General features: G+C 66.2%; 20 protein-coding genes. 9 read left to right on the top strand and 11 right to left on the bottom strand.

What is annotated here, in order from left to right; genetic code table 11:
• Positions 1–93 precede the first annotated feature (93 nt).
• From NQ038_RS02365 to NQ038_RS02355, 3 genes are read left to right on the top strand one after another with little or no spacing between them, the layout of a single operon-like run.
• Positions 94–1,638, top strand: coding sequence for an ABC transporter permease (locus NQ038_RS02365; protein WP_257061763.1), 1,545 nt, complete (start codon positions 94–96; stop codon positions 1,636–1,638).
• Positions 1,635–2,777, top strand: coding sequence for an ABC transporter permease (locus tag NQ038_RS02360; RefSeq protein ID WP_257047172.1), 1,143 nt, complete (start codon positions 1,635–1,637; stop codon positions 2,775–2,777). The genes NQ038_RS02365 and NQ038_RS02360 overlap by 4 nt, the downstream gene beginning before the upstream one ends.
• Before the next feature lies 1 nt (position 2,778).
• Positions 2,779–4,593 (top strand): ABC transporter ATP-binding protein, encoded by a 1,815-nt coding sequence (locus NQ038_RS02355; protein WP_257061762.1) that lies wholly within the window; start codon positions 2,779–2,781, stop codon positions 4,591–4,593.
• A gap of 142 nt (positions 4,594–4,735) precedes the next feature.
• Here NQ038_RS02355 and NQ038_RS02350 read toward each other — a convergent pair whose 3' ends face one another.
• Complete coding sequence (locus tag NQ038_RS02350; RefSeq protein WP_257061758.1) at positions 4,736–5,383, bottom strand: MBL fold metallo-hydrolase; 648 nt, start codon at positions 5,381–5,383, stop codon at positions 4,736–4,738.
• A 131-nt stretch (positions 5,384–5,514) separates the two neighbouring features.
• Between NQ038_RS02350 and NQ038_RS02345 the strand changes: the two genes are divergently transcribed.
• Both NQ038_RS02345 and NQ038_RS02340 read left to right on the top strand, forming a co-directional pair.
• A complete protein-coding gene (locus tag NQ038_RS02345) occupies positions 5,515–5,847 on the top strand; it encodes a multidrug efflux SMR transporter (protein WP_257061756.1) in 333 nt (110 codons plus the stop codon).
• Positions 5,847–6,215 carry a multidrug efflux SMR transporter gene (locus NQ038_RS02340; protein WP_257047169.1) on the top strand — a complete coding sequence of 123 codons (369 nt, stop codon included), beginning with the start codon at positions 5,847–5,849 and terminating at the stop codon, positions 6,213–6,215. The genes NQ038_RS02345 and NQ038_RS02340 overlap by 1 nt, the downstream gene beginning before the upstream one ends.
• Before the next feature lies 1 nt (position 6,216).
• Here the strand turns inward: NQ038_RS02340 and NQ038_RS02335 are convergent, their stop codons facing one another.
• Genes NQ038_RS02335 through NQ038_RS02325 form a run of 3 tightly spaced genes read right to left on the bottom strand, consistent with a single transcriptional unit; the run spans position 6,217 to position 8,819 of the window.
• Positions 6,217–7,389: an NADH:flavin oxidoreductase/NADH oxidase gene (locus NQ038_RS02335; protein WP_257061754.1), complete on the bottom strand. Its 1,173-nt coding sequence runs from the start codon at positions 7,387–7,389 to the stop codon at positions 6,217–6,219.
• Positions 7,379–8,170, bottom strand: coding sequence for an alpha/beta fold hydrolase (locus tag NQ038_RS02330; protein WP_257061753.1), 792 nt, complete (start codon positions 8,168–8,170; stop codon positions 7,379–7,381). The genes NQ038_RS02335 and NQ038_RS02330 overlap by 11 nt, the downstream gene beginning before the upstream one ends.
• Before the next feature lie 22 nt (positions 8,171–8,192).
• The gene (locus tag NQ038_RS02325; protein ID WP_257061752.1) at positions 8,193–8,819 is read right to left on the bottom strand and encodes a thymidine kinase; all 627 of its coding nucleotides are present in this window, start codon (positions 8,817–8,819) and stop codon (positions 8,193–8,195) included.
• Between the two features lie 151 nt (positions 8,820–8,970).
• On the opposite strand from NQ038_RS02325, the gene NQ038_RS02320 reads away from it, so the two are divergent.
• Positions 8,971–11,190: an NADP-dependent isocitrate dehydrogenase gene (locus tag NQ038_RS02320; protein WP_257061751.1), complete on the top strand. Its 2,220-nt coding sequence runs from the start codon at positions 8,971–8,973 to the stop codon at positions 11,188–11,190.
• 99 nt (positions 11,191–11,289) lie between these two features.
• The gene (locus tag NQ038_RS02315; protein WP_257047163.1) at positions 11,290–11,739 is read left to right on the top strand and encodes a lipopolysaccharide assembly LapA domain-containing protein; all 450 of its coding nucleotides are present in this window, start codon (positions 11,290–11,292) and stop codon (positions 11,737–11,739) included.
• A gap of 60 nt (positions 11,740–11,799) precedes the next feature.
• On the opposite strand, the gene NQ038_RS02310 is transcribed toward NQ038_RS02315, so the two are convergent.
• On the bottom strand, positions 11,800–12,252 hold the full coding sequence (locus tag NQ038_RS02310) for an OsmC family protein (RefSeq protein WP_257058429.1): 453 nt from the start codon (positions 12,250–12,252) through the stop codon (positions 11,800–11,802).
• 78 nt (positions 12,253–12,330) lie between these two features.
• Between NQ038_RS02310 and NQ038_RS02305 the strand changes: the two genes are divergently transcribed.
• Entirely contained in the window at positions 12,331–13,218 is an 888-nt protein-coding gene (locus NQ038_RS02305; RefSeq protein WP_257061750.1) for a patatin family protein, read from the top strand.
• On the opposite strand, the gene NQ038_RS02300 is transcribed toward NQ038_RS02305, so the two are convergent.
• Both NQ038_RS02300 and tpx read right to left on the bottom strand, forming a co-directional pair.
• Entirely contained in the window at positions 13,215–13,616 is a 402-nt protein-coding gene (locus tag NQ038_RS02300; protein ID WP_257061749.1) for a YchJ family protein, read from the bottom strand. The two genes, NQ038_RS02305 and NQ038_RS02300, sit on opposite strands and share 4 nt — an antisense overlap.
• A complete protein-coding gene (gene tpx, locus NQ038_RS02295) occupies positions 13,613–14,113 on the bottom strand; it encodes a thiol peroxidase (RefSeq protein ID WP_257047159.1) in 501 nt (166 codons plus the stop codon). Before tpx ends, NQ038_RS02300 begins: the two co-directional genes overlap by 4 nt.
• Before the next feature lie 92 nt (positions 14,114–14,205).
• Between tpx and NQ038_RS02290 the strand changes: the two genes are divergently transcribed.
• Positions 14,206–15,174, top strand: coding sequence for a DUF808 domain-containing protein (locus NQ038_RS02290; RefSeq protein WP_257061748.1), 969 nt, complete (start codon positions 14,206–14,208; stop codon positions 15,172–15,174).
• Here NQ038_RS02290 and NQ038_RS02285 read toward each other — a convergent pair.
• The 4 genes from NQ038_RS02285 to NQ038_RS02270 all read right to left on the bottom strand — a co-directional run bounded on the left by NQ038_RS02285 (position 15,171) and on the right by NQ038_RS02270 (position 19,082).
• On the bottom strand, positions 15,171–16,496 hold the full coding sequence (locus NQ038_RS02285; RefSeq protein WP_257047156.1) for an MFS transporter: 1,326 nt from the start codon (positions 16,494–16,496) through the stop codon (positions 15,171–15,173). The genes NQ038_RS02290 and NQ038_RS02285 overlap by 4 nt on opposite strands.
• 281 nt (positions 16,497–16,777) lie before the next feature.
• On the bottom strand, positions 16,778–17,230 hold the full coding sequence (locus NQ038_RS02280) for a SufE family protein (protein ID WP_257047155.1): 453 nt from the start codon (positions 17,228–17,230) through the stop codon (positions 16,778–16,780).
• Complete coding sequence (locus tag NQ038_RS02275) at positions 17,227–18,132, bottom strand: sulfurtransferase (RefSeq protein ID WP_257047323.1); 906 nt, start codon at positions 18,130–18,132, stop codon at positions 17,227–17,229. Before NQ038_RS02275 ends, NQ038_RS02280 begins: the two co-directional genes overlap by 4 nt.
• Before the next feature lie 131 nt (positions 18,133–18,263).
• Complete coding sequence (locus tag NQ038_RS02270) at positions 18,264–19,082, bottom strand: alpha/beta fold hydrolase (RefSeq protein WP_257061747.1); 819 nt, start codon at positions 19,080–19,082, stop codon at positions 18,264–18,266.
• Positions 19,083–19,117 lie beyond the last annotated feature (35 nt).

Genomic DNA, 19,117 nt, shown 5'->3' with positions numbered 1-19,117 from the left:
TAATCGCATATCGAAGATGAACCGGCGGCGGTGGACCCGACCCACTACGGGGTCCGGGCCCACCGCCGACGGACCGTCAGCGAAGGAAATATCATGATCAAATACCTTCTGCGACGGTTGGCATCCTCCTTGGTCGTCATGATCATCGTGACGTTCATCCTCTACGTGTTGACCGATCTGGCGATCGATCCACTAGCGGATCTGAGGGAGTCGACCTCGCCCAGCAAAGAACAAGACATCGCGAACCGCATCGCACTGCTGAACCTGGACGTGCCCTCACCCGTGCGCTACCTCTGGTGGCTGGGCGGGGTCGGGTCCTGTGTGATCGGCAGATGCGATCTGGGGCTCGCGTGGAAGACCAACCAGCAGGTCACCGACATGCTGCCGGCGGCCGTCGGCACTTCGCTGAAGCTGGTGTTCGCCGCCACGATCATCGCCATCATCCTGGGCGTGTTCGTCGGCCTGGTCTCGGCTCTGCGCCAGTACACGAGTTTCGACTACGTGATCACCTTCATCACGTTCCTCATGTACTCCCTGCCGGTCTTCTGGGTCGCCGTGCTGCTCAAGCAGTACGGTTCCATCGGGTTCAACAACTACCTGCAGAACCCGCAGACCAATTGGCCGCTGATCATCATCGCGGCCGTGGTGCTGGGCTTGTTCTGGATGGGCGCGATGGGCGGTTCGATGCGCAGAAGGCTCATCAACTTCGCAGCGGCCCTCGTCATCACGCTGGCGGTCCTCATCTTCATCTTCACCACCGGCTGGCTGAACAACCCGGGCATCGGCATCGTCGGCTCCCTGGTGCTGTCCCTGGCAGGCGCCGTGGTCACCACGCTGCTGTCGACCGGGCTGGAGAACCGCAGGGCCCTCTACGCCTCACTGACCACGGCAGTGGTGATGGGCGGGGTCATCTACTATGCGATGCAGTGGTACTACCATTTCTTCAATCCGACCGTCTGGCTCATCATCGCCTTGACCGTGCTGGCCGTGCTGGCCGGAATGGCGATCGGCCTGGCCTTCGGCGGGCCCGATAAATGGCAGTCGGCCAGGACCACCGGTATCGTCGGCCTGATCTCCGGCGTCATCATCTTCATCGACCAGGCCATGCAGTACTGGGGGCAGTACTCCAAGCTCTCGCAGATCTCCGGCCGCCCGATCCGCACGATCGGCGCCAGCGAACCGGGCCTGCAGGGCAACTTCTGGATCCACACCCTGGACACGTACACCCACCTGCTGCTGCCCTCGATCGCCCTGATCCTCATCTCCTTCGCCACCTACACCCGCTACACCCGCGGATCGATGCTGGAGGTCATGAACCAGGACTACATCCGCACGGCCAGGGCCAAGGGCCTCAACGAGCGCACCGTCATCATGCGCCATGCCATGCGCAATGCCCTGCTGCCATTGGCCTCGATCGTCCCGGTCGACGTCATGTCCATCATCGGCGGTGCCGTGATGACGGAGACCGTGTTCGGCTGGGCCGGCATGGGCAAGATGTTCTCCGATTCCCTGGAGAATGCGGACATCAACCCGCTGATGGCCTATATCCTGATCACCGGCCTGTTGGCGATCGCCGCGAACCTCGTGGCGGACCTCGTCTACGGCATCCTCGATCCCAGAATCCGGGTGACAGCATGAGTACTCCAATGCAAGATCCTTCGAAGCACGAAGGCGACACCATCCTCGAAGGCGAAGGCGCGATCGAAGCGCAGGAGACCGCGGGCAAGTCCCAGGGCCAGATCGTCCTGGGCAAGTTCCTGCGCCACAAGGGCGCCATGATCAGCCTGGTCGTGCTCATCGTCGTGCTGCTGTTCTCCTTCTCAGCCCAGGGCGTGGGAGCCATTCCCGGCTGGTGGAAGTACAACCACTACAACACCTCGGACGTAGTCGACGGCGGCGCCCCCAGCTGGAGCCTGTCGCACTTCTTCAACCTGGGCGACCATCCGTTCGGCCAGGACGACATCGGCCGCGACAACTTCGCCCAGGTCATGAAGGGCGTCCAGACCTCCCTGATGATGATGGTCATCATGGGCGCGGTCGCGCTCATCATCGGCGTCATCGTGGGGGCACTCGCCGGCTACTACCGCGGCTGGGTAGACAATCTGCTGATGCGCATCACCGACGGCTTCGTCATGCTGCCGACCATCGTCGTCGGCGCGATCCTGGGTGTGTTGGCCGGCCATATGGACTCCCCCGCCCTCTTGGCGGTCACCCTGGGCGCCATCATGTGGCCCGGCCTGGCGCGTCTGGTGCGCGGCGAGTTCTTGAGCCTGCGCGAACGCGAGTTCGTCGATTCGGCCCGGGTGGCCGGTGCCAGCGACTTCCGCATCATGTTCAAGCACATGCTGCCGAACTCCATGGGCGTCATCATCGTCAACACCACGCTGCTGATGAGCCAGGCGATCGTCCTGGAGACCGCGCTGAGCTTCCTGGGCTTCGGCGTGCACTCCCCCCAGGTCTCCCTGGGCCAGCTGATCAACCAGTACCAGGGTTCGTTCGCAACCCGTCCCTGGCTGTTCTGGTGGCCGGGCCTGTTCATCATCATCATCGCGCTGTGTGTGAACTTCATCGGTGACGGCCTGCGCGACGCCTTCGATCCGCGCCAGCGCAAGATCCCGTCCTCGCGCCAGATGCGCAAGGCCGAGCGCGCCCTGCGGGCCGCCTCGAACCTGGCGGAGCCCTTCAAGATCGGCAAGCCGCTGGCCGCCACACAGGGCGAACCGGATCCGGGCGGATCCGGCGGGGACACCGAGGACGGGCAGAAGGGACGGAACTGACATGGCCGATACGAATACAAAGTCAACGGGCAAGCGCGGACAGACGATCCTGACGGTCGACGGCCTGGGAGTGAGGTTCTGGGTCGGCGACGAATGGTTCACAGCCGCGGACGATCTGCACTACACCCTGCACGCCGGCGAGGTCTTGGCCATCGTGGGCGAGTCCGGCTCTGGCAAGTCCCAGTCCTCGATGTCGCTCATCGGTCTGCTGCCCAAGAACGGACGCGCCACCGGTTCGGCCCGACTGGGCGATAAGGAGCTCATCGGCATGCCCGATGAGGAGTTGCAGAAGATCCGCGGCAAGGAGATCTCCGTGATCTTCCAGGAGCCGATGACCGCGCTCAACCCGGTCTACACCGTGGGCTTCCAGATCATGGAGGTGCTGCGCACCCACTTCGCCATGGGGCCCAAGGAGGCCAAGGAGAAGGCGCTGAATCTGATGCGCATGGTCGAGATCCCGGAGTACGAACGCCGTTTCGACCATTATCCGCATCAGCTCTCCGGCGGTCAGCGCCAGCGCATCATGATCGCCCAGGCCCTGGCCTGCTCGCCCGGCCTGCTGATCGCCGACGAGCCGACCACGGCCCTGGACGTGACGGTCCAGGCCGAGATCCTCAAGCTCATGCGTGAGCTGAAGGACAAGCTGGATTCGGGCATCATCCTCATCACCCACGATATGGGCGTGGTGGCGGACATGGCCGACCACATCCTGGTGATGCGCGCGGGCCGTGTGGTGGAGAACGGTCCGGCCGAGCAGATCTTCCACGATCCGCAGCATCCGTACACCAAGCAGCTGCTGGCTGCGGTGCCCCACCTGGGCAAGGAGTCGGATGCCCCGGCGGCTTTCGGCTCGGAGGGCGCGGCCGATGTCCGCGAGGCCGAACACCAGGACGCCTCCTGGATCCCGGCGAACGTATCCCTGGATTCCAAGGAGACGATCTACCATCCCGGGTCGCAGCCGTCGACCGCCGATGTCGCGCTGCGCTTCACCGACGCCGCGATCGAATACCCCAAGGTCGGCCGGACGCCTGCGTTCCGGGCCGCCCACCACATCGACCTGACCATCGCCCCCGGCGAGGTCGTGGGCCTGGTCGGTGAGTCCGGCTCGGGCAAGACGACGATCGGGCGCGCGGCCCTGGGCCTGCTGCCCGTAGTCGAGGGTTCCATCGAGGTCAACGGCCACGACATCACGGGACTGGGCGATAAGCAGCTGCGGCCCTACCGCAAGGAAGTCGGCATCGTCTTCCAGGATCCGGGTTCCTCGCTCAATCCGCGTCTGCCCGTCGGTGAGAGCATCGGCGAGCCGATGATGCTCCACGACGGCATCAAGGGAGCGGAACTGAGCAAGCGGGTCGAGGCCCTGCTGGACTCCGTCGAGCTGCCCCGCTCGATGCGTAACCGCTATCCGCACGAGCTCTCGGGCGGTCAGCGCCAGCGCATCGGCATCGCCCGTGCGCTCTCGCTCAAGCCCAAGCTGCTCATCGCCGACGAACCGACGTCCGCCCTGGACGTCTCGGTACAGGCGAAGGTGCTGGAGCTGTTCAAGGGGCTACAGCAGGAATACGGCTTCGCGTCGCTGTTCATCACCCACGACCTGGCCGTGGTCGAGATGCTCTCCGACCGGATCGCCGTGATGCGTCACGGATACCTGGTGGAAGTCGGGCCCAGTGAGGATGTCGTCGCGAACCCCGTGCACCCGTACACGCAGCGCCTCATCGCAGCCGTTCCGGTGCCCAACCCGGAGGAGCAGCGACAGCGCCGTGCGGCACGCGATCTGCTGATCTCGGCAACCAGCGAGGATGTCGCGGCCAAGTGATCCGCGCCGGCTGGGACCGGCAGTCACAGGTAACAGGGCAGGGGCCCCGGGAACGATTCCCGGGGCCCCTGCCCTGTTATCCGGTCGAGTGTTTACACCGACGATGGTTCACCGGTCGCCGGTCCTCACCTGCCACGGGTCCTCACCAGCGGCGGGCCAGCCATTCGGGCACGTGCGGGCGCTCCGCCCCCAGGGTGGTGGTATCGCCATGGCCCGGCAACACCAGCGCGTCATCGGGGTACACCGCGAAGATCCGCTCCTGCAGGTCCGCCATCAGGGAGTCGAAATCGGCTTCGTTCCAGGTCTTGCCCGGCCCGCCGGGGAACAGCGAATCACCGGAGAAGATGATCGTCTGTGCACCGTCGGCCAACACATAGGCGATCGACCCGGGGGTGTGCCCGCGCAGTTTCACCGCGTGCAGGGTGAAGCCGGGGAAGACCAGGTCCTCCAGGTGGTTGATCTGCCTGTCCACCTGCGCACCGGATTCCTCGGCCACCGCCTGCGCGTCGTCGGCTCCCGCATAGACGGGAATCGTATTGCCCTCGGCCCCGTTGCCCGCGATTTCGGCCAGGGCCCTGACATGGTCCCAGTGCCGGTGGGTTGTCAGGATCGCCACCGGTGCGGTACCCGAGCCGGCAGCGATGAGCTCGCGGATCGCCGGAGCGTCCGCCGCCGCATCGATGAGCACCTGTGCACCGGTGGCCGCCGAGGTCAAAAGATAGACGTTGTTTTCCATATCGGAGACGCTGATCCAGCGGACCGTGACGTCGCCCAGTGTGATTGTCTGCATATCGGCAGCCTAGTGGATGCGACCACGGTGGGGCACGGCCCGGTGTGCTAGTTTCGATTCGGGCGCCGACCGCGCCAGCCGACGAATGGCAACGTACCGGCCCACGCGCAAAGACGTTCCCCCGAATTCCCATGACCGATTTATCCTCCGGTGCGGCCTGGCTGGTACTCATCGCCGCCGGAATGTGCGAAATCTTCTGGGCGGCCGCCCTGGCAGCCCGCAATACGCGCTTGATCTGGCGCATCGTCTTCTACTTCCTGGGATCCCTGTTGTCCCTCGGCGGCCTCGCCTGGGCGCTGACTGCCATCGACGTGACAACCGCGTACGCCGTCTGGGTGGGAGTGGGCGCATTGACCGCGATTGTCTATTCGGTGGTCCGTGGCCGCGAACGCCTGAGCGTTCTGCGCTGCCTGTTCATCGCCTGCCTGCTGGGCGGGGCGGTCGGACTGAAGGCGGTGGGCTGATGAGCACCATGCAAAGCCTACGAGCTTACTCCCCCACCAAGGCCTGGGCGTGGCCGATCCTCATCGTCGCCGGGATGTTCGAAGCGGTCTGGGCACACGCCCTAGACGCCGGGCTCTTCCACCCGTGGAATCTGGCTGGCTTCGTCATCGGCATGGCCCTGTCCGTGGGCGGCCTACAGGTGGCGATGCGCAGGATTCCCCTGGGCACCGCCTATGCCGTATGGGCCGGTGTCGGCACCGCCGCGACCGCGGTCTGGGCCGCCGTGGCCGGTGAGCCCTTCAGCATCGCGAAGATCCTCTTCCTGGCCCTCGTCCTCATCGGCGTGGTCGGCCTCGAACTCACAACCCCCGCCGAAGACGACCGGTGACCTACCAGCGACCACGGGTGTATTGCGGCGGGTAGGGTGCTGCGTGCCAGTCAAGGCCCAGTTCGTGTGCGGCGCGCTGCGGCCAGGCGGGTTCGCGCAGTGCGGCCCGGCCGATTAGTGCGATATCCGCCTGACCGGTGACCAGCAGGGATTCCGCCTGGGCGGGTTCCGTGATGAGCCCGACCGTGCCGATGGCCGGCACGGCCCCTGCGGCCGAGGCTCCTGCCGACTGCGCGCGGGCGGCCAGTTCCGCTTTGATCCGCGCGGCCAGGGGTACCTGATAGCCAGGACCCACCGGAATCCGCGCCGGGGTGTTGCCGGAGCTCGACACGTCGATCATGTCCACCCCGCGCTCGGCCAGCCAGCCGGCGACCGTCACCGCATCGTTAAGCGTCAGCCCACGGGCGGTGGGATCGGCCGAGTCGTCCGCTTCGTCGAGCCATTCGGTCGCGGATATCCGGACCAGGAGCGGACGGTCCTCTCCCAGTTCCGCGCGCACCAGGTCGACGGTGTCCAGCAGGAGCTTGGCACGGCCGGCCAGATCACCGCCGTAGGCGTCGGTGCGCCGGTTCGAGATCGGCGAGAGGAACTCGTGGAGCAGATAGCCGTGGGCCGCGTGCAGCTGCACGGTGTCGAACCCGGCGTCCACGGCCCGGCGCGCGGCGGCGGCGAAGGCGCGGGAGACCTCGGCGACTTCCCCTGTCGTCAGTTCCCGCGGTGTGGCCAGGCCCGGATAGGGCAGGACCGATGGCCCGACCGGCTCCCATCCACCGGCGGATGCCGGTGCCACCCCCGTGGGCTCCCCCACGAATCCCCGGTAGGTGCCCGCCTTGCGGCCGGCGTGGGCCAGCTGTACGGCGATGGCGGCACCCTGCCCGTGGACGAAGTCGACGATCGGCCGCCAGGCATCGCGCTGGGCGTCGTTCCACAGGCCCGCATCCTGCGGGGAAATACGGCCCTCGGGCACGATGGCGGCGGCTTCGGTGATGAGGAGGCCGAAGCCCCCTGTCGCCCTGGCGCCCAGGTGCACCAGGTGCCAGTGGCCCGGCATCCCCGTACCGGTGGGCGATGAGTACTGGCACATGGCCGGCAACCAGATGCGGTTGCGCACCGTCAGGCCGCGCAGCGTGATGGGTTCGAACAGATGGGTCGGATTCGCTGAGTCAGTGGGCAAGGAAGAACTCCTCCAAGTGGTCGGCGACGAGTTCGGGGTGTTCGGCCAGGCACAGATGGGCCGAATCCGGGATGGTGACGAACTTCGCGCCGGCAATCCGGTCTGCCAGGGATTCCATCAGCTCCGGGGTAGCCCCGGGGTCCTGAACCCCCGCGATGTAGAGTGCCGGCACGGTGATGGCCTGGGTGCGACCGGTCAGGTCGTAGCCCGCCAGGGCCCGGCACGCCGCCGCGTAGGCAGCATCATCGGTGCCGGCGAGCATTTCGAGCACGATCCCGGCGGTCGGATTGTCCTCGTCGAGGAATCCGGCGGCGAACCACCGGTCCGCTGTATCGGCCACCAGCGAACGCGTCCCGTCGCGCAACACCTCGGCCGCCCGGTCGAGGTAGGTCTGCGGATCGCCGAAGCGCTCCTGGGAGCACAGGACGGCGACCGAGGCCAAGCGCTCAGCATGGTCCAGGGCCAGGTGCTGGGCCACCCCGCCGGAGATCGAACAGCCGGCGAAGTGGAAGGTGTCGAGTTCGAGCTCATCGGCGATCACCACCACACCGGTGGCGAGGTCGGCGACCGTATAGTCCAGCTCTCCCGCCCGGGCCGCCGCCCGGTTCTCCACGTCCAGACCGTGGCCGGGCAGATCGTAGGTCACGACGCGGAACTCCTCGGCCAGTCGGTAGGCCACACCGGCCCAGACGGCGGCGTGCGCACCCAGGGGCGGACCCAGGATGACGGTGGGAGCGTGGGTGTATTCGGGGTTGAGCACCGAGTACGTCAGTTTCAGCATGGCTCCACGCTACCGCAGGCCCTCAGCCCAGGCGTCCGCCCGACTCCTCGAGGTAGCAGGCAGAGCACAGGGATTCGTACGTCGCTTCGACCCCGTCGATGGCGACCTGGTCGCCGGCGAAGACGAACCGGCCGTCGATGCGGCGGCCGTTGAACATCGCCTTGCGCCCACAGCGGCAGATCGTCTTGAGTTCTTCGAGGGTGTGCGCGATCTCCAGCAGCCGGGCCGACCCGGGGAACGCCCGGGTCCGAAAGTCAGTGCGGATGCCGTAACACATCACGGGGACCCTGCGCAGCGTCGCGATGCGCATGAGTCCATCGATCTGCTCGGGCGTCAGGAACTGCGCCTCGTCGATCAGCAGGCAGGCCACCGGTGGGACACCGCCGACCGATTCCAGCAGTGCGTCGTGGGCGATCATCCCGGCCTCGTCGTTGAACAGCGCTTCGACGTCGTCCTCGGCCCCGATGAGGAAGTCGACGGCGCGGGTCACGCCCAGCCGCGACATCACCTGGCCCGCGCCCTTGACGTCGACTGAGGGTTTGGCCACCAGCACCCGCTGGCCGCGTTCCTCGTAGTTGAAGGCGGCCTGCAGCAGCGCCGTGGACTTCCCCGAATTCATCGCGCCATAACGGAAGTAGAGCTTGGCCACGGGCTGTCGGACTCCTCTGGGTCGTACGCGGGACCCCGGCCGCAGGCGCGCGGGTCGTATCGAGCGCCGGACGGCGCGCCTCCCAGAGTAACCCACCCGATAGACTGACCGTGCTTAAACCCTTAAGAACGATCTGGAGTGGTTCTTCACTATGGCAAAGATCATGTACACCCGGACGGATGAGGCGCCGCTGTTGGCGACCTATTCGCTCAAGCCGATCATCGACGCATTCGCCCACAAGGCCGGTGTCGGGGTCGAGATGCGCGATATCTCGCTGGCCGGACGCATCCTCGCACTGTTCGCCGACCGTCTGCCCGCCGAGCAGCAGCGCCCCGACGCGCTGGCCGAACTCGGTGCACTGGCCAAGACCCCCGAGGCCAACATCATCAAGCTGCCGAACATCTCGGCATCCGTCCCCCAGCTCAAGGCCGCGGTGAAGGAGCTGCAGTCCCAGGGCTTCGACATCCCGGACTACCCGGAGGAGCCCTCGACCGACGAGGAACGCGACATCCGCGCCCGCTACGACTCGGTCAAGGGTTCGGCCGTCAACCCGGTTCTGCGCGAGGGCAACTCGGACCGCCGCGCCCCCAAGGCCGTGAAGAACTTCGCGAAGAAGCACCCGCACTCGATGGGCGAATGGTCCAAGGACTCCAAGACCAACGTCGTCACCATGGGCCACGACGACTTCCGGTCCAATGAGAAGTCCGTCATCCTGCCCGCCGACGATGTGCTGACCATCCGCCTGACCGACGCCAAGGGCGACGTGACGGTGCTCAAGGACGGCCTGAAAGTGCTCAAGGACGAAATCATCGACGGCACGTTCATGAACGTCGCCAAGCTCGATGAATTCCTCACCGAGCAGATCGCGGCGGCCAAGGAAGCCGGCGTGTTGTTCTCCGTGCATCTGAAGGCCACCATGATGAAGGTCTCCGACCCGATTCTGTTCGGCCACGTCATCAAGGCGTTCTTCCCGACCGTGTTCGCCCAGTACGGCGCACAGCTGGCCGAAGCCGGGCTGTCGGCCAACGACGGCCTGGGCGCGATCCTGGCCGGCCTCGACGAGCTCGACGCCGACACCGCCGCGGCCATCCGCGCCGAGGTCGACAAGGCCTTCGCCGACGGCCCCGCACTGGCCATGGTGAACTCCGCCAAGGGGATCACGAACCTCCATGTGCCCTCCGATGTGATCGTCGACGCCTCGATGCCGGCGATGATCCGCGTGGGCGGCAAGATGTGGAACAAGGACGACCAGACGCAGGACACCCTGGCCGTCATCCCCGACTCCAGCTACGCCGGCGTCTACCAGGCCGTCATCGAGGATTGCCGCGCCAATGGCGCCTATGACCCGTCGACCATGGGCGATGTGCCCAATGTCGGTCTGATGGCGCAGAAGGCCGAGGAGTACGGCAGCCACGACAAGACCTTCGAAATCCCGACCGCTGGCACCGTCGAGGTCGTCAACGCCGCCGGCGAGGTGCTGCTGAGCCACGAGGTGTCCGCCGGGGACATCTGGCGCGCCTGCCAGACCAAGGACGTGCCGGTGCGCGACTGGGTCAAGCTGGCCGTCACCCGCGCCCGCCTGTCCGGGACCCCCGCGGTGTTCTGGCTCGATGAGACCCGCGCCCACGACCGCAACCTCATCGCCCGGGTCAACGAATACCTGGCCGAGCACGACACCGACGGCCTGGACATCCGGATCATGAACCCGGTCGAGGCCACGAAGTTCTCCGTCGAGCGGATCCGCCGCGGCGAGGACACGATTTCCGTGACCGGCAATGTGCTGCGCGACTACAACACCGACCTGTTCCCGATCCTGGAACTGGGCACCTCGGCCAAGATGCTCTCCGTCGTTCCGCTGATCGCCGGCGGCGGCCTGTTCGAAACGGGTGCCGGCGGTTCCGCCCCGAAGCACGTCCAGCAGCTGGTCGAAGAGGGCCACCTGCGCTGGGACTCCCTCGGTGAGTTCTTCGCCATCGCCGAGAGCTTCCGCCATCTGCTCAACAATGAGGGCAACGAGCGCGCCGGTGTGCTGGCCGACACCCTGGATGCGGCCACGGAGACCTTCCTGGGTGAGAACCGTTCGCCCTCGCGCAAGGTCGGCGAGATCGACAACCGCGGCAGCCACTTCTACCTGACCCTGTTCTGGGCCGAGGAACTAGCCAAGCAGACCACGGACGCCGAACTGGCCGAGGCCCTGGCCCCGGTCGCGGCCGAACTGCGCGCGAACGAGGACACCATCGTCTCCGAGCTGTTGGCGGCTCAGGGGCAGCCAGTCGACCTGGGCGGCTACTACAACCCGGACGATGCTCTGGTCACCGCGGCCATGCGGCCCTCGCAGACCTTCAACCGGATCATCGACGCGCTCGCCTGAGCGGTCGGCGGCTGACGCCGTCCGATAGTCGGCACACGGGCCCGGTCCCACTCCGCGTGGAGTGGGACCGGGCCCGTGTGTCGTTGATAGGGTTCTGCCATGGACGAATCCACAACACCCGCAGACGAGAACTCCCCAGTCGACCCGCAGGAACAGCTGCCCGGGCGAGAGGTCATCGCGGCATCGGACCGGACCGGGTCGCCGGACGCCCTGGAGCCGACTCAGCCAACCGGCGAGGACGGCCCCGAAGCGCCTACCGAAGCCGAGGTCGTTCCCCCGGTCACGGTGCCGGGAACCTCCGGGCTGAGCATCGGCATGTGGATCTCGCTCATCGTGGGCGCAGTCGTGCTGGTGCTGCTGCTGGTCTTCATCGTGCAGAACAACGAGGCCGCGGTCTTCCACTACTTCGGTTGGGAGTTCAGCCTGCCCCTGGGCGTTGCGATCATCCTGTCCGCCATCGCCGGCATCCTCATCGCCGGCGTTGTGGGCAGTGTGCGGATCATGCAGCTGAGTCACCGCCTGCACAAGGTCGGCAAGGCTCTGAAGTAAGCCGGCGACCGCTCGGGGCGCGGGCGGGCAACCGCCCGGTTCCACCCGCCCGCCGGGTGCTCAGTCCAGTTCGGTGTGCGCCTCGAAATCCACCCGCGCACCGTGTTGTACGGTGCGCGAGACCGTACAGTACTTCTCGTGTGAGAGCTGCACCGCCCGCTCCACGGTACCGGCGGCCTTGCGCCCGGCCTCCGTGTCGGGGAACGCCAAATCGAACGACAGATGCACGTCGTCGAGTCGATTGGCCCCGTCCTCTGTGACCTTGCGGGCGGCAGCCGTGACATCGAAGCGGTCCGGTTCGCCGCGCCTGCTGGTCACCACGTCGACGTCGATCGAGGAGCAGCCGGCGATCGCGGCCAACAGCAGTTCGACGGGGCTGAACAGTTCCTCGTCGCGCCCGAACTCGAGCGTGTTCCCCGATGCATTCCGGGCCAGGTATCGGCCCTCTGCAAGGCGGGTGATCGTCACTGAGCGCAGCTCGTCAGTGGGCAGGTCGTTCTGGTTTTCGGTCATGACCCGATTGTCCCACGTGCGAACGGCGATCTGTGCCCGGTCCACGCGAGGGCGCCGTGCCCCGTTAGAGTTCGGAGTATGGGAACCAGAATCTCCGATACGGCCCTGGTCTTCGAGGGCGGCGGCATGCGCGCGGCCCTGACCAGCGCCTTTGCGGTGACCCTGTTGGAACAGGGCATCGATTTCGATTGGGTGGCGGGTATCAGCGCCGGTGCTTCGAATGCCGCGAACTACGTCTCCCGCGACGCCAAACGCACCCGCAGGTCCTTCGTCGACTTCCCCGCCGATGAGCGCTTCGGAGGATGGCGCAGTTTCAGCCGGGGCCAGGGCTATTTCAATGCCCGGTACATCTACCGGGAGACCTGCGAGCCGGGTATGGCCCTGCCGTTTCACTGGCGGGATTTCCAGGACAATCCCGCCGATATGCTGTGCGTGGGCTTCGATGTGCGCACCGGCGCGGAAGTGGTGTGGTCGAAGGCGGACTATGCGCGGATGGACGATCTGATGGCCAGAGTACAGGCATCGTCGACCATGCCGGTCATCATGCCTCCGGTGGACATCGACGGCAGGCTCTACGTCGACGGGGCCATGGGCGCTGATGGCGGTATCCCCCTGACCCTGGCACAGGAAGCGGGGTTCGAGCGCTTCGTCATCGTCTTGACCCAGCAGCGCGATTACGTCAAGGAGCCGGTGGGCATGCGTTCCTTCCTGCGCACCCACTTCCGGAGCTATCCCCGCCTGGTGGAGGCCATGTTCACCCGCCATGAGCGCTACAACGCGACCAGGGAGCGGATCTTCGAGCTCGAACGGCAGGGCAGGGCACATATCTTCGCACCCGAGGTGATGCCGTTGAAGAACAGCACCCGTGACCTGTCCCGCCTGGCGGCGGCCCATCGGCTGGGCCTGTCGCAGGCCAGGCGGGAGCTGCCCGCGCTGCGCGAGTTTCTGGGCCTTGCGCGCCCCTAGAGATCCTCGACGTACATCCAGCGTCCGGCCCGGCGAGCGAAGGTGGAGACGCAGTGCATCACACCCGGGCCGGCCCCGGCCCCGACGTAGTGCGCGGTGAATTCGACGGTGCCGGTCTTGTCCTCGGCTCCCCCTCCGATCACCCGGCCGAGCTCCAAGCCGGTCCAGCGGGTATCGGCGTCGCTCAGCCGGCCCGCCGGCCGGGTGCGGGGGTGCCAGGTGCGGAACAGATGGTCCTCATCGGCCAGCGCGAAGGCCGTATAGCGCGAACGCATCAGGGACTCGGCCGTTTCGGGCCAGCGGGCACCGGAAAGGGCCGGTCCGCAGCAGTCTGCGAACGCGGCCCCCTCTGGTTTCCCGCCGCACGGGCAGGTGCCCGCCAACGGGTTGTCGATCATGCGGCCTTGACGGCTTCGACGGCGGAATCGTAGTCCGGCTCGGTCGTGATCTCCGGGACCAGTTCGGTGTAGACGACCTTGCCATTGGCGTCGGCGACGACGACCGAGCGGGCCAGCAGGGCGGCCAGCGGGCCGTCTTCCATGGTCACGCCGTAGTCCTGTCCGAAGCCGGAGCGGAAGCCCGAGGCGACGATGACGTTGTCGATGCCCTCTGCCCCGCAGAAACGGGCCTGGGCGAACGGCAGGTCGTTGGACACGCACACTACGGTGGCGTCGAGGTCTGCGGCGAGTTCGTTGAACTTGTGCACGGAGGCCGCGCACACACCGGTGTCCAGCGACGGGAAGATGTTCAGGACGAGCTTCTTGCCGGCCAGATCGGCCGAGGTCACGGGGGCCAAGTCGCCGCCGACCAGTTCGAAGGCGGGCAGGTCCGCGCCGACTGCGGGCAGCGAGCCGGTGGTGTTCACGGGTGCGGAATTGAATGCGGTAGTAGACATACCCCCATCCTGCCCCGGATCGCTCGGCATTTCCAGTGGCGCGCACGCCATATACTTGGCCGGTATCCCGTGAGCCGAACCGGAGGAGGGCCATGAGCGGAGGCTTGTTCGCGCTGCTGGACGATATCGCGACCCTGACGAAGATGAGCGCCGCACACGTGCGCCCCCTGGCCGATGCGGCGGTGTCCACCAGCCTGAAGACGACCGGGGTCGTCGTCGACGACGCGGCTGTGGCCCCGCAGTTCGTCGAGGGCATCAAGCCCTCGCGCGAACTGCCCGTGATCGGCCGGATCGCGCTGGGCAGTGCGATCAACAAGATCCTCATCATCCTGCCGGCGGCGCTGCTGCTCAGCCAGTTCGCACCCTGGGTGCTCACCCCGCTGCTGATGATCGGCGGGAGCTATCTGTGCTTCGAGGGCGCCGAGAAGGTCTGGCACTGGCTGCGCGCGGGCTCCGACGGTGCCGCCGGAGCCGCATCGCCCGTTCCACCTCCGGCGGCCCTGCGCGGGCCCGAGGCGGAACGGGCGATGGTGCGTCAGGCGGTGACCACCGATTTCATCCTGTCCACGGAGATCATGGTCATCAGCCTCTCCGAGGTTGCGGGACAAGCGTTCTGGGACCGCTTCACCACTCTTGTCATCGTCGCCCTCATCCTCACCGCCCTGGTCTACGGGGTGGTGGCCGTGATCGTGAAAATGGACGATGTGGGCGTACTCATGTATCGCAGGGGTCGCACACCCGCGGGCCGGGCCTGCGGTGGATTCCTGCTCTGGGGCATGCCCAGACTGCTGACGCTCCTGTCGGTCGTGGGCACCTTCGCCATGCTGTGGGTGGGAGGCCACATCCTGCTCAAGGGGACATCCGACATGGGCTGGCCGGTGGCCTACCACGGCGTCGAGCACCTCGCCGGGCTCGTGGCACAGGCCACCGGCTTCCTGGGACCCGTCCTGGGCTGGTTGACGGAGACGGGCTTCTCCTTGCTCACCGGCCTCGTCTGGGGCGCATTCCTACTGGCCTGCTGGACGGGCATTGCCCGGCTGGTGCGGGCCGGGTCCGCTTAGCGGATCTCGGTACCGGAGGTCTCCGGCGCGAGGAAGATGGATAGCACGAAGCCTACCGCGGGGAAGGCCGCCAGGATCAACAACGTTCCGTTGACTCCCAGGCCCGCCATGCACAGCGGCATGACGTAGGTTGCGGTCGCCGCCCCCAGCCGACTCATCGATGCGGCGAAGCCCACTCCGGACGACCGCATCTTGGTGGGGAACATCTCCGATGGGTAGACGAACTGGAGGTTGTTGCTGCCGGCTGAGACGAAGAGCACCACGCCTATGACTCCGGCCAGCAGGACGACCGGCGCATGCGGGAACAGGCCGATGACGGCCAGACCGGCCGCAACGACGGCGAAGGTCCAGATCACCAGGGTGCGACGTCGGCTGGCGGCCAGGATCCAGATGAAGGCGATCGCGCCGGCCAATTCGAACAGGTTCATGATGAGGTCACGGGCATCGCCCTCGGGGATGCCCACCTGGGTGAGCACCGGGGCGATGAACGTCAGGATCGCGAATACCGGGGCCACCTGGCAGATCCAGAACAGCGAGGCGTAGATGGTGTGCGCAAGGTACTTGGGGCTGAACAGTTCGCGGAAGTGGCTGTGTTCGACGCGTTCGGTCGGAGGCAGCTCGGTGCCGGCGGGCCAGTGCTTGTCGAGGATCTCCCTGGCCTGTTCATCACGGCCCTGGGACACCAGCCACTTCGGCGACTCGGGCAGGCCCATGCGCAGCAGGGCGACGATGATCGCCGGGATCGCACTGGTCGCCAGGATGATCCGCCAGTTGCTCCCGGAGAAGTGCAGGGAGATCAGGGTAGCCGGCACGAAGCCGACGAACCAGACTGCGTTGAGCGCCCCCAACATGAAGGAGCGGTTCTTCGCGGGAACGAATTCGGACAGCAGCGCTGCACCCACAGCGTATTCGACGCCGATCGCGACGCCGAGCAGCAGGCGGTATCCCACCAGGTCCCATTGCGAGACCGCCACCAGTTGGAGCAGGGAGAGGACGACGAAGGCGACGAGGTTCCACTGGAACACCGTCTTACGACCGAAGCGGTCGGCCAGACGGCCGAAGAACAGGCCTCCGATGAAGATGCCGATCAACGCGCTGGCGCCGATCAGGCCCTGCGACAGCAGCGACAGCCCCAGTTCCTCGGTGGCCGGCGGGATGGCCCCTCCGACGATGCCCAGAATGTACCCGTCCAGGAACGTTCCGCCCAGTGTGCAGAACACCGCCAGGGTGTGCAGGCGGCTCCACGGCGCGTTGTCCATGGTGCGCGATTCGGTTTCCGTCTTCACGGCGGCCGTGGGTCTCCCCAGCTTCACCGATGACATGTACCCCTCCTCGATTCTCACAAGTCGGCCTGTTGACCGACCTTTTCACGCTAGCCCTCGACCGGACCTGCGCAAATCGAGTTTTCCGGCAGGCGAACCTGCTGGAGATCAGTAGGTATATACCCAAGGACAGTATTTTCCCGACACCATAAGAGGGCTGAATCGTTATCTTCCCGTTATATTGATCTCAATATATGAGCGGTTGTTCTATTTTTAGACATAGAAAAACCGGCCCGCGGACATCGTCCACGGGCCGGTCGGAGGGGAACTACTGCCCGGTCTCAGGCCTTTTCGCGCACCTGGCGTTGAATGCGCGCCAGCATCCCGCTCATGCCGTTCAGCCGCAGCGGGCTGACCAGGTCGGTGATCGACAGGCGCAGCGGCATATCGGCGGGCACCCGCAGGACCTCGGCCACCGAATGGCCGTCCAATCCCTCGGACAGGATGCCGGCGAAGCCGCGCGTGGTGGGCGCCTCAGGCGGCGCGGAGAAGAACAGGTGCACGGTGCCTCCACCGGCCTCGGCCCCGGGTTCCACCTCGACCAGCACGAAGATCGGCGACTGGCATTCGGGCACTGGCTCGAGCAGGTCGGGATCGTCCTGCAAACGCTGCGGCAGCTCCGGCAGTTCATCGGAGAACTCCAGCAGCAGTTCCAACCGCTGTGCGGCCGGCGTTGCGGCGAAGTCCTCGGCGATCTCCTGCAGCCCGCCTGGCAGCGACTCCTGCTCGCTCATTTCGCCTCACCCGGCTGTTCTCCGCGCACGATGGGCACGCCCACCGCATTGCCCCATTCGGTCCACGAACCGTCGTAGTTCTTCACATGGGCGAATCCCAGCAGATGGTTCAGTGCGAACCAGGTGTGGCTGGAGCGCTCGCCGATCCGGCAGTAGGCGATGATGTCATCGTCGGTCGTGTACCCCAGATCGCGCAGGTACAGGTCTTCGAGTTCTGCACGGGACTTATACGTTCCGTCCTCGGCAACCGCCTTGGCCCATGGCACGGACTTGGCGGTGGGGATGTGCCCACCGCGCAGCGCGCCCTCCTCCGGATAGTCCGGCATATGCGTGCGCTTGCCCGAATACTCGTCTGGGCTGCGCACATCGATCAACGGAGTATTGCCGATGGCCGCGCGGACCTCGGGCAGGAAGGCCCGGATGGCGGCGTCGTCGCGGGCGACGACGGGATAGTCCGTTGCGGTGATCTGTGGTTTGGCCCGGGTCAATTCGCGGCCCTCGGCCTCCCACTTCTTCCGGCCGCCGTCCATCAGCCTGACATCTGCGTGGCCGAACAGGGTGAAGACCCACAGGGCGTAAGCGGCCCACCAGTTCGTCTTGTCCCCATAGACGACGATCGTGTCATCGCGGGAGATGCCCTTGGCACTCATCAGGGCGGCGAACCCTGTGCCGTCGACGTAGTCGCGGGTCACGGGGTCGTTGAGTTCGGTGTGCCAGTCGATCTTCACCGCGCCGGGGATGTGCCCGGTCTCGTACAGCAGCACGTCCTCGTCGCTTTCGACCAGGACGACACCGGGGTCGTCCTTGTGCTCCGCCACCCATTCGGTGGTCACGAGCCGTTCGGGGTGGGCGTATTCGGCGAACTTGGGATCCGAGGTGTCTGCGGGAATGGTGCCCACGATGCTTCCTCCTAGTGCAGGGCTTTGTCAGCCGGGTATCCGGCTTCCACTTCAGCGTTCAACGATAATGAACTATTCCTTCCGGTGCGCGGCGGGCGTCGCGTCGGGTCATCGGGCAGTGCCACGGGACTGCATCACCGATCCGCGCTGCGGTCCAGGAACGCGCGCACGGCGGAGACGAACTCCGCCGGCTTCTCCGCATGCACCCAGTGTCCGGCGCCCTTGATCGTGATCTTGGTGCAGCGCGGGAAATACCGTCTCATCTCCGCGGTGTAGGCGGGCAAGACGTACGAGCTGCGCTCGCCCTTGATCCACAGCACCGGCCCCGGATACGGCCCGGTGTGCGGATCGGGGAAGTCCGCCAGACGATCGAGGGAGGCGTGCAGCAGGGCCAGGTTCGGCTGCCAGGCGAACCTGACCGCGCCGGTGTCGTCACGGCTCGGCCGCAGATTCTGCAGGAGGAAACCACGGGTGGCCAACTGCGGGACGGGGCCACGCAGCTGCTCATCGGCCTGCGCCCGGCTTTCCAACCGGTCCAGGTCGATGGCCTCCAGCGCACCCAGCAACTTGTCGAAGTCCTCACTTCCCGAAGCGCGCACCGGAGAGATGTCGACCACTATCAGGTGCGAGATCAGATCCTGGTGCCGCAGGGCCAGCTCCATCGCGACCTTGCCACCCATCGAATGACCCACCAGCACGACCGTGCCCGGACCCTGCGGTTCCGCTGCCAGCCAGGAACGAATCGCCGCGGCTGCGGTATCTGCCATGCGGAAGTAGTCGAAGGTCTTACTCCACGGAGATTGGCCGTGATCGGGCAGATCGACCAACAGCGAGGTGTAGTCATCGGAGAGGTCCTTGGCGATCCGGGTGAAGTTCTTGCCACGGCCCATCAACCCGTGCAGGAACACCATGCGGCCCGGCCCGCCGGGGACCGTCTGAGTGTGTAAGCTCATCACACCTCCAGGCTAGCCCGCCGGACGCTCATTGC

Origin of the sequence: Brevibacterium sp. 50QC2O2, from assembly GCF_024580675.1 — a bacterium.
In the GTDB taxonomy this organism is placed as follows: domain Bacteria; phylum Actinomycetota; class Actinomycetes; order Actinomycetales; family Brevibacteriaceae; genus Brevibacterium; species Brevibacterium moorei.
The sequence above is the reverse complement of the archived record's forward strand: the minus strand, read 5'-3'. Positions and strand labels throughout refer to the sequence as shown.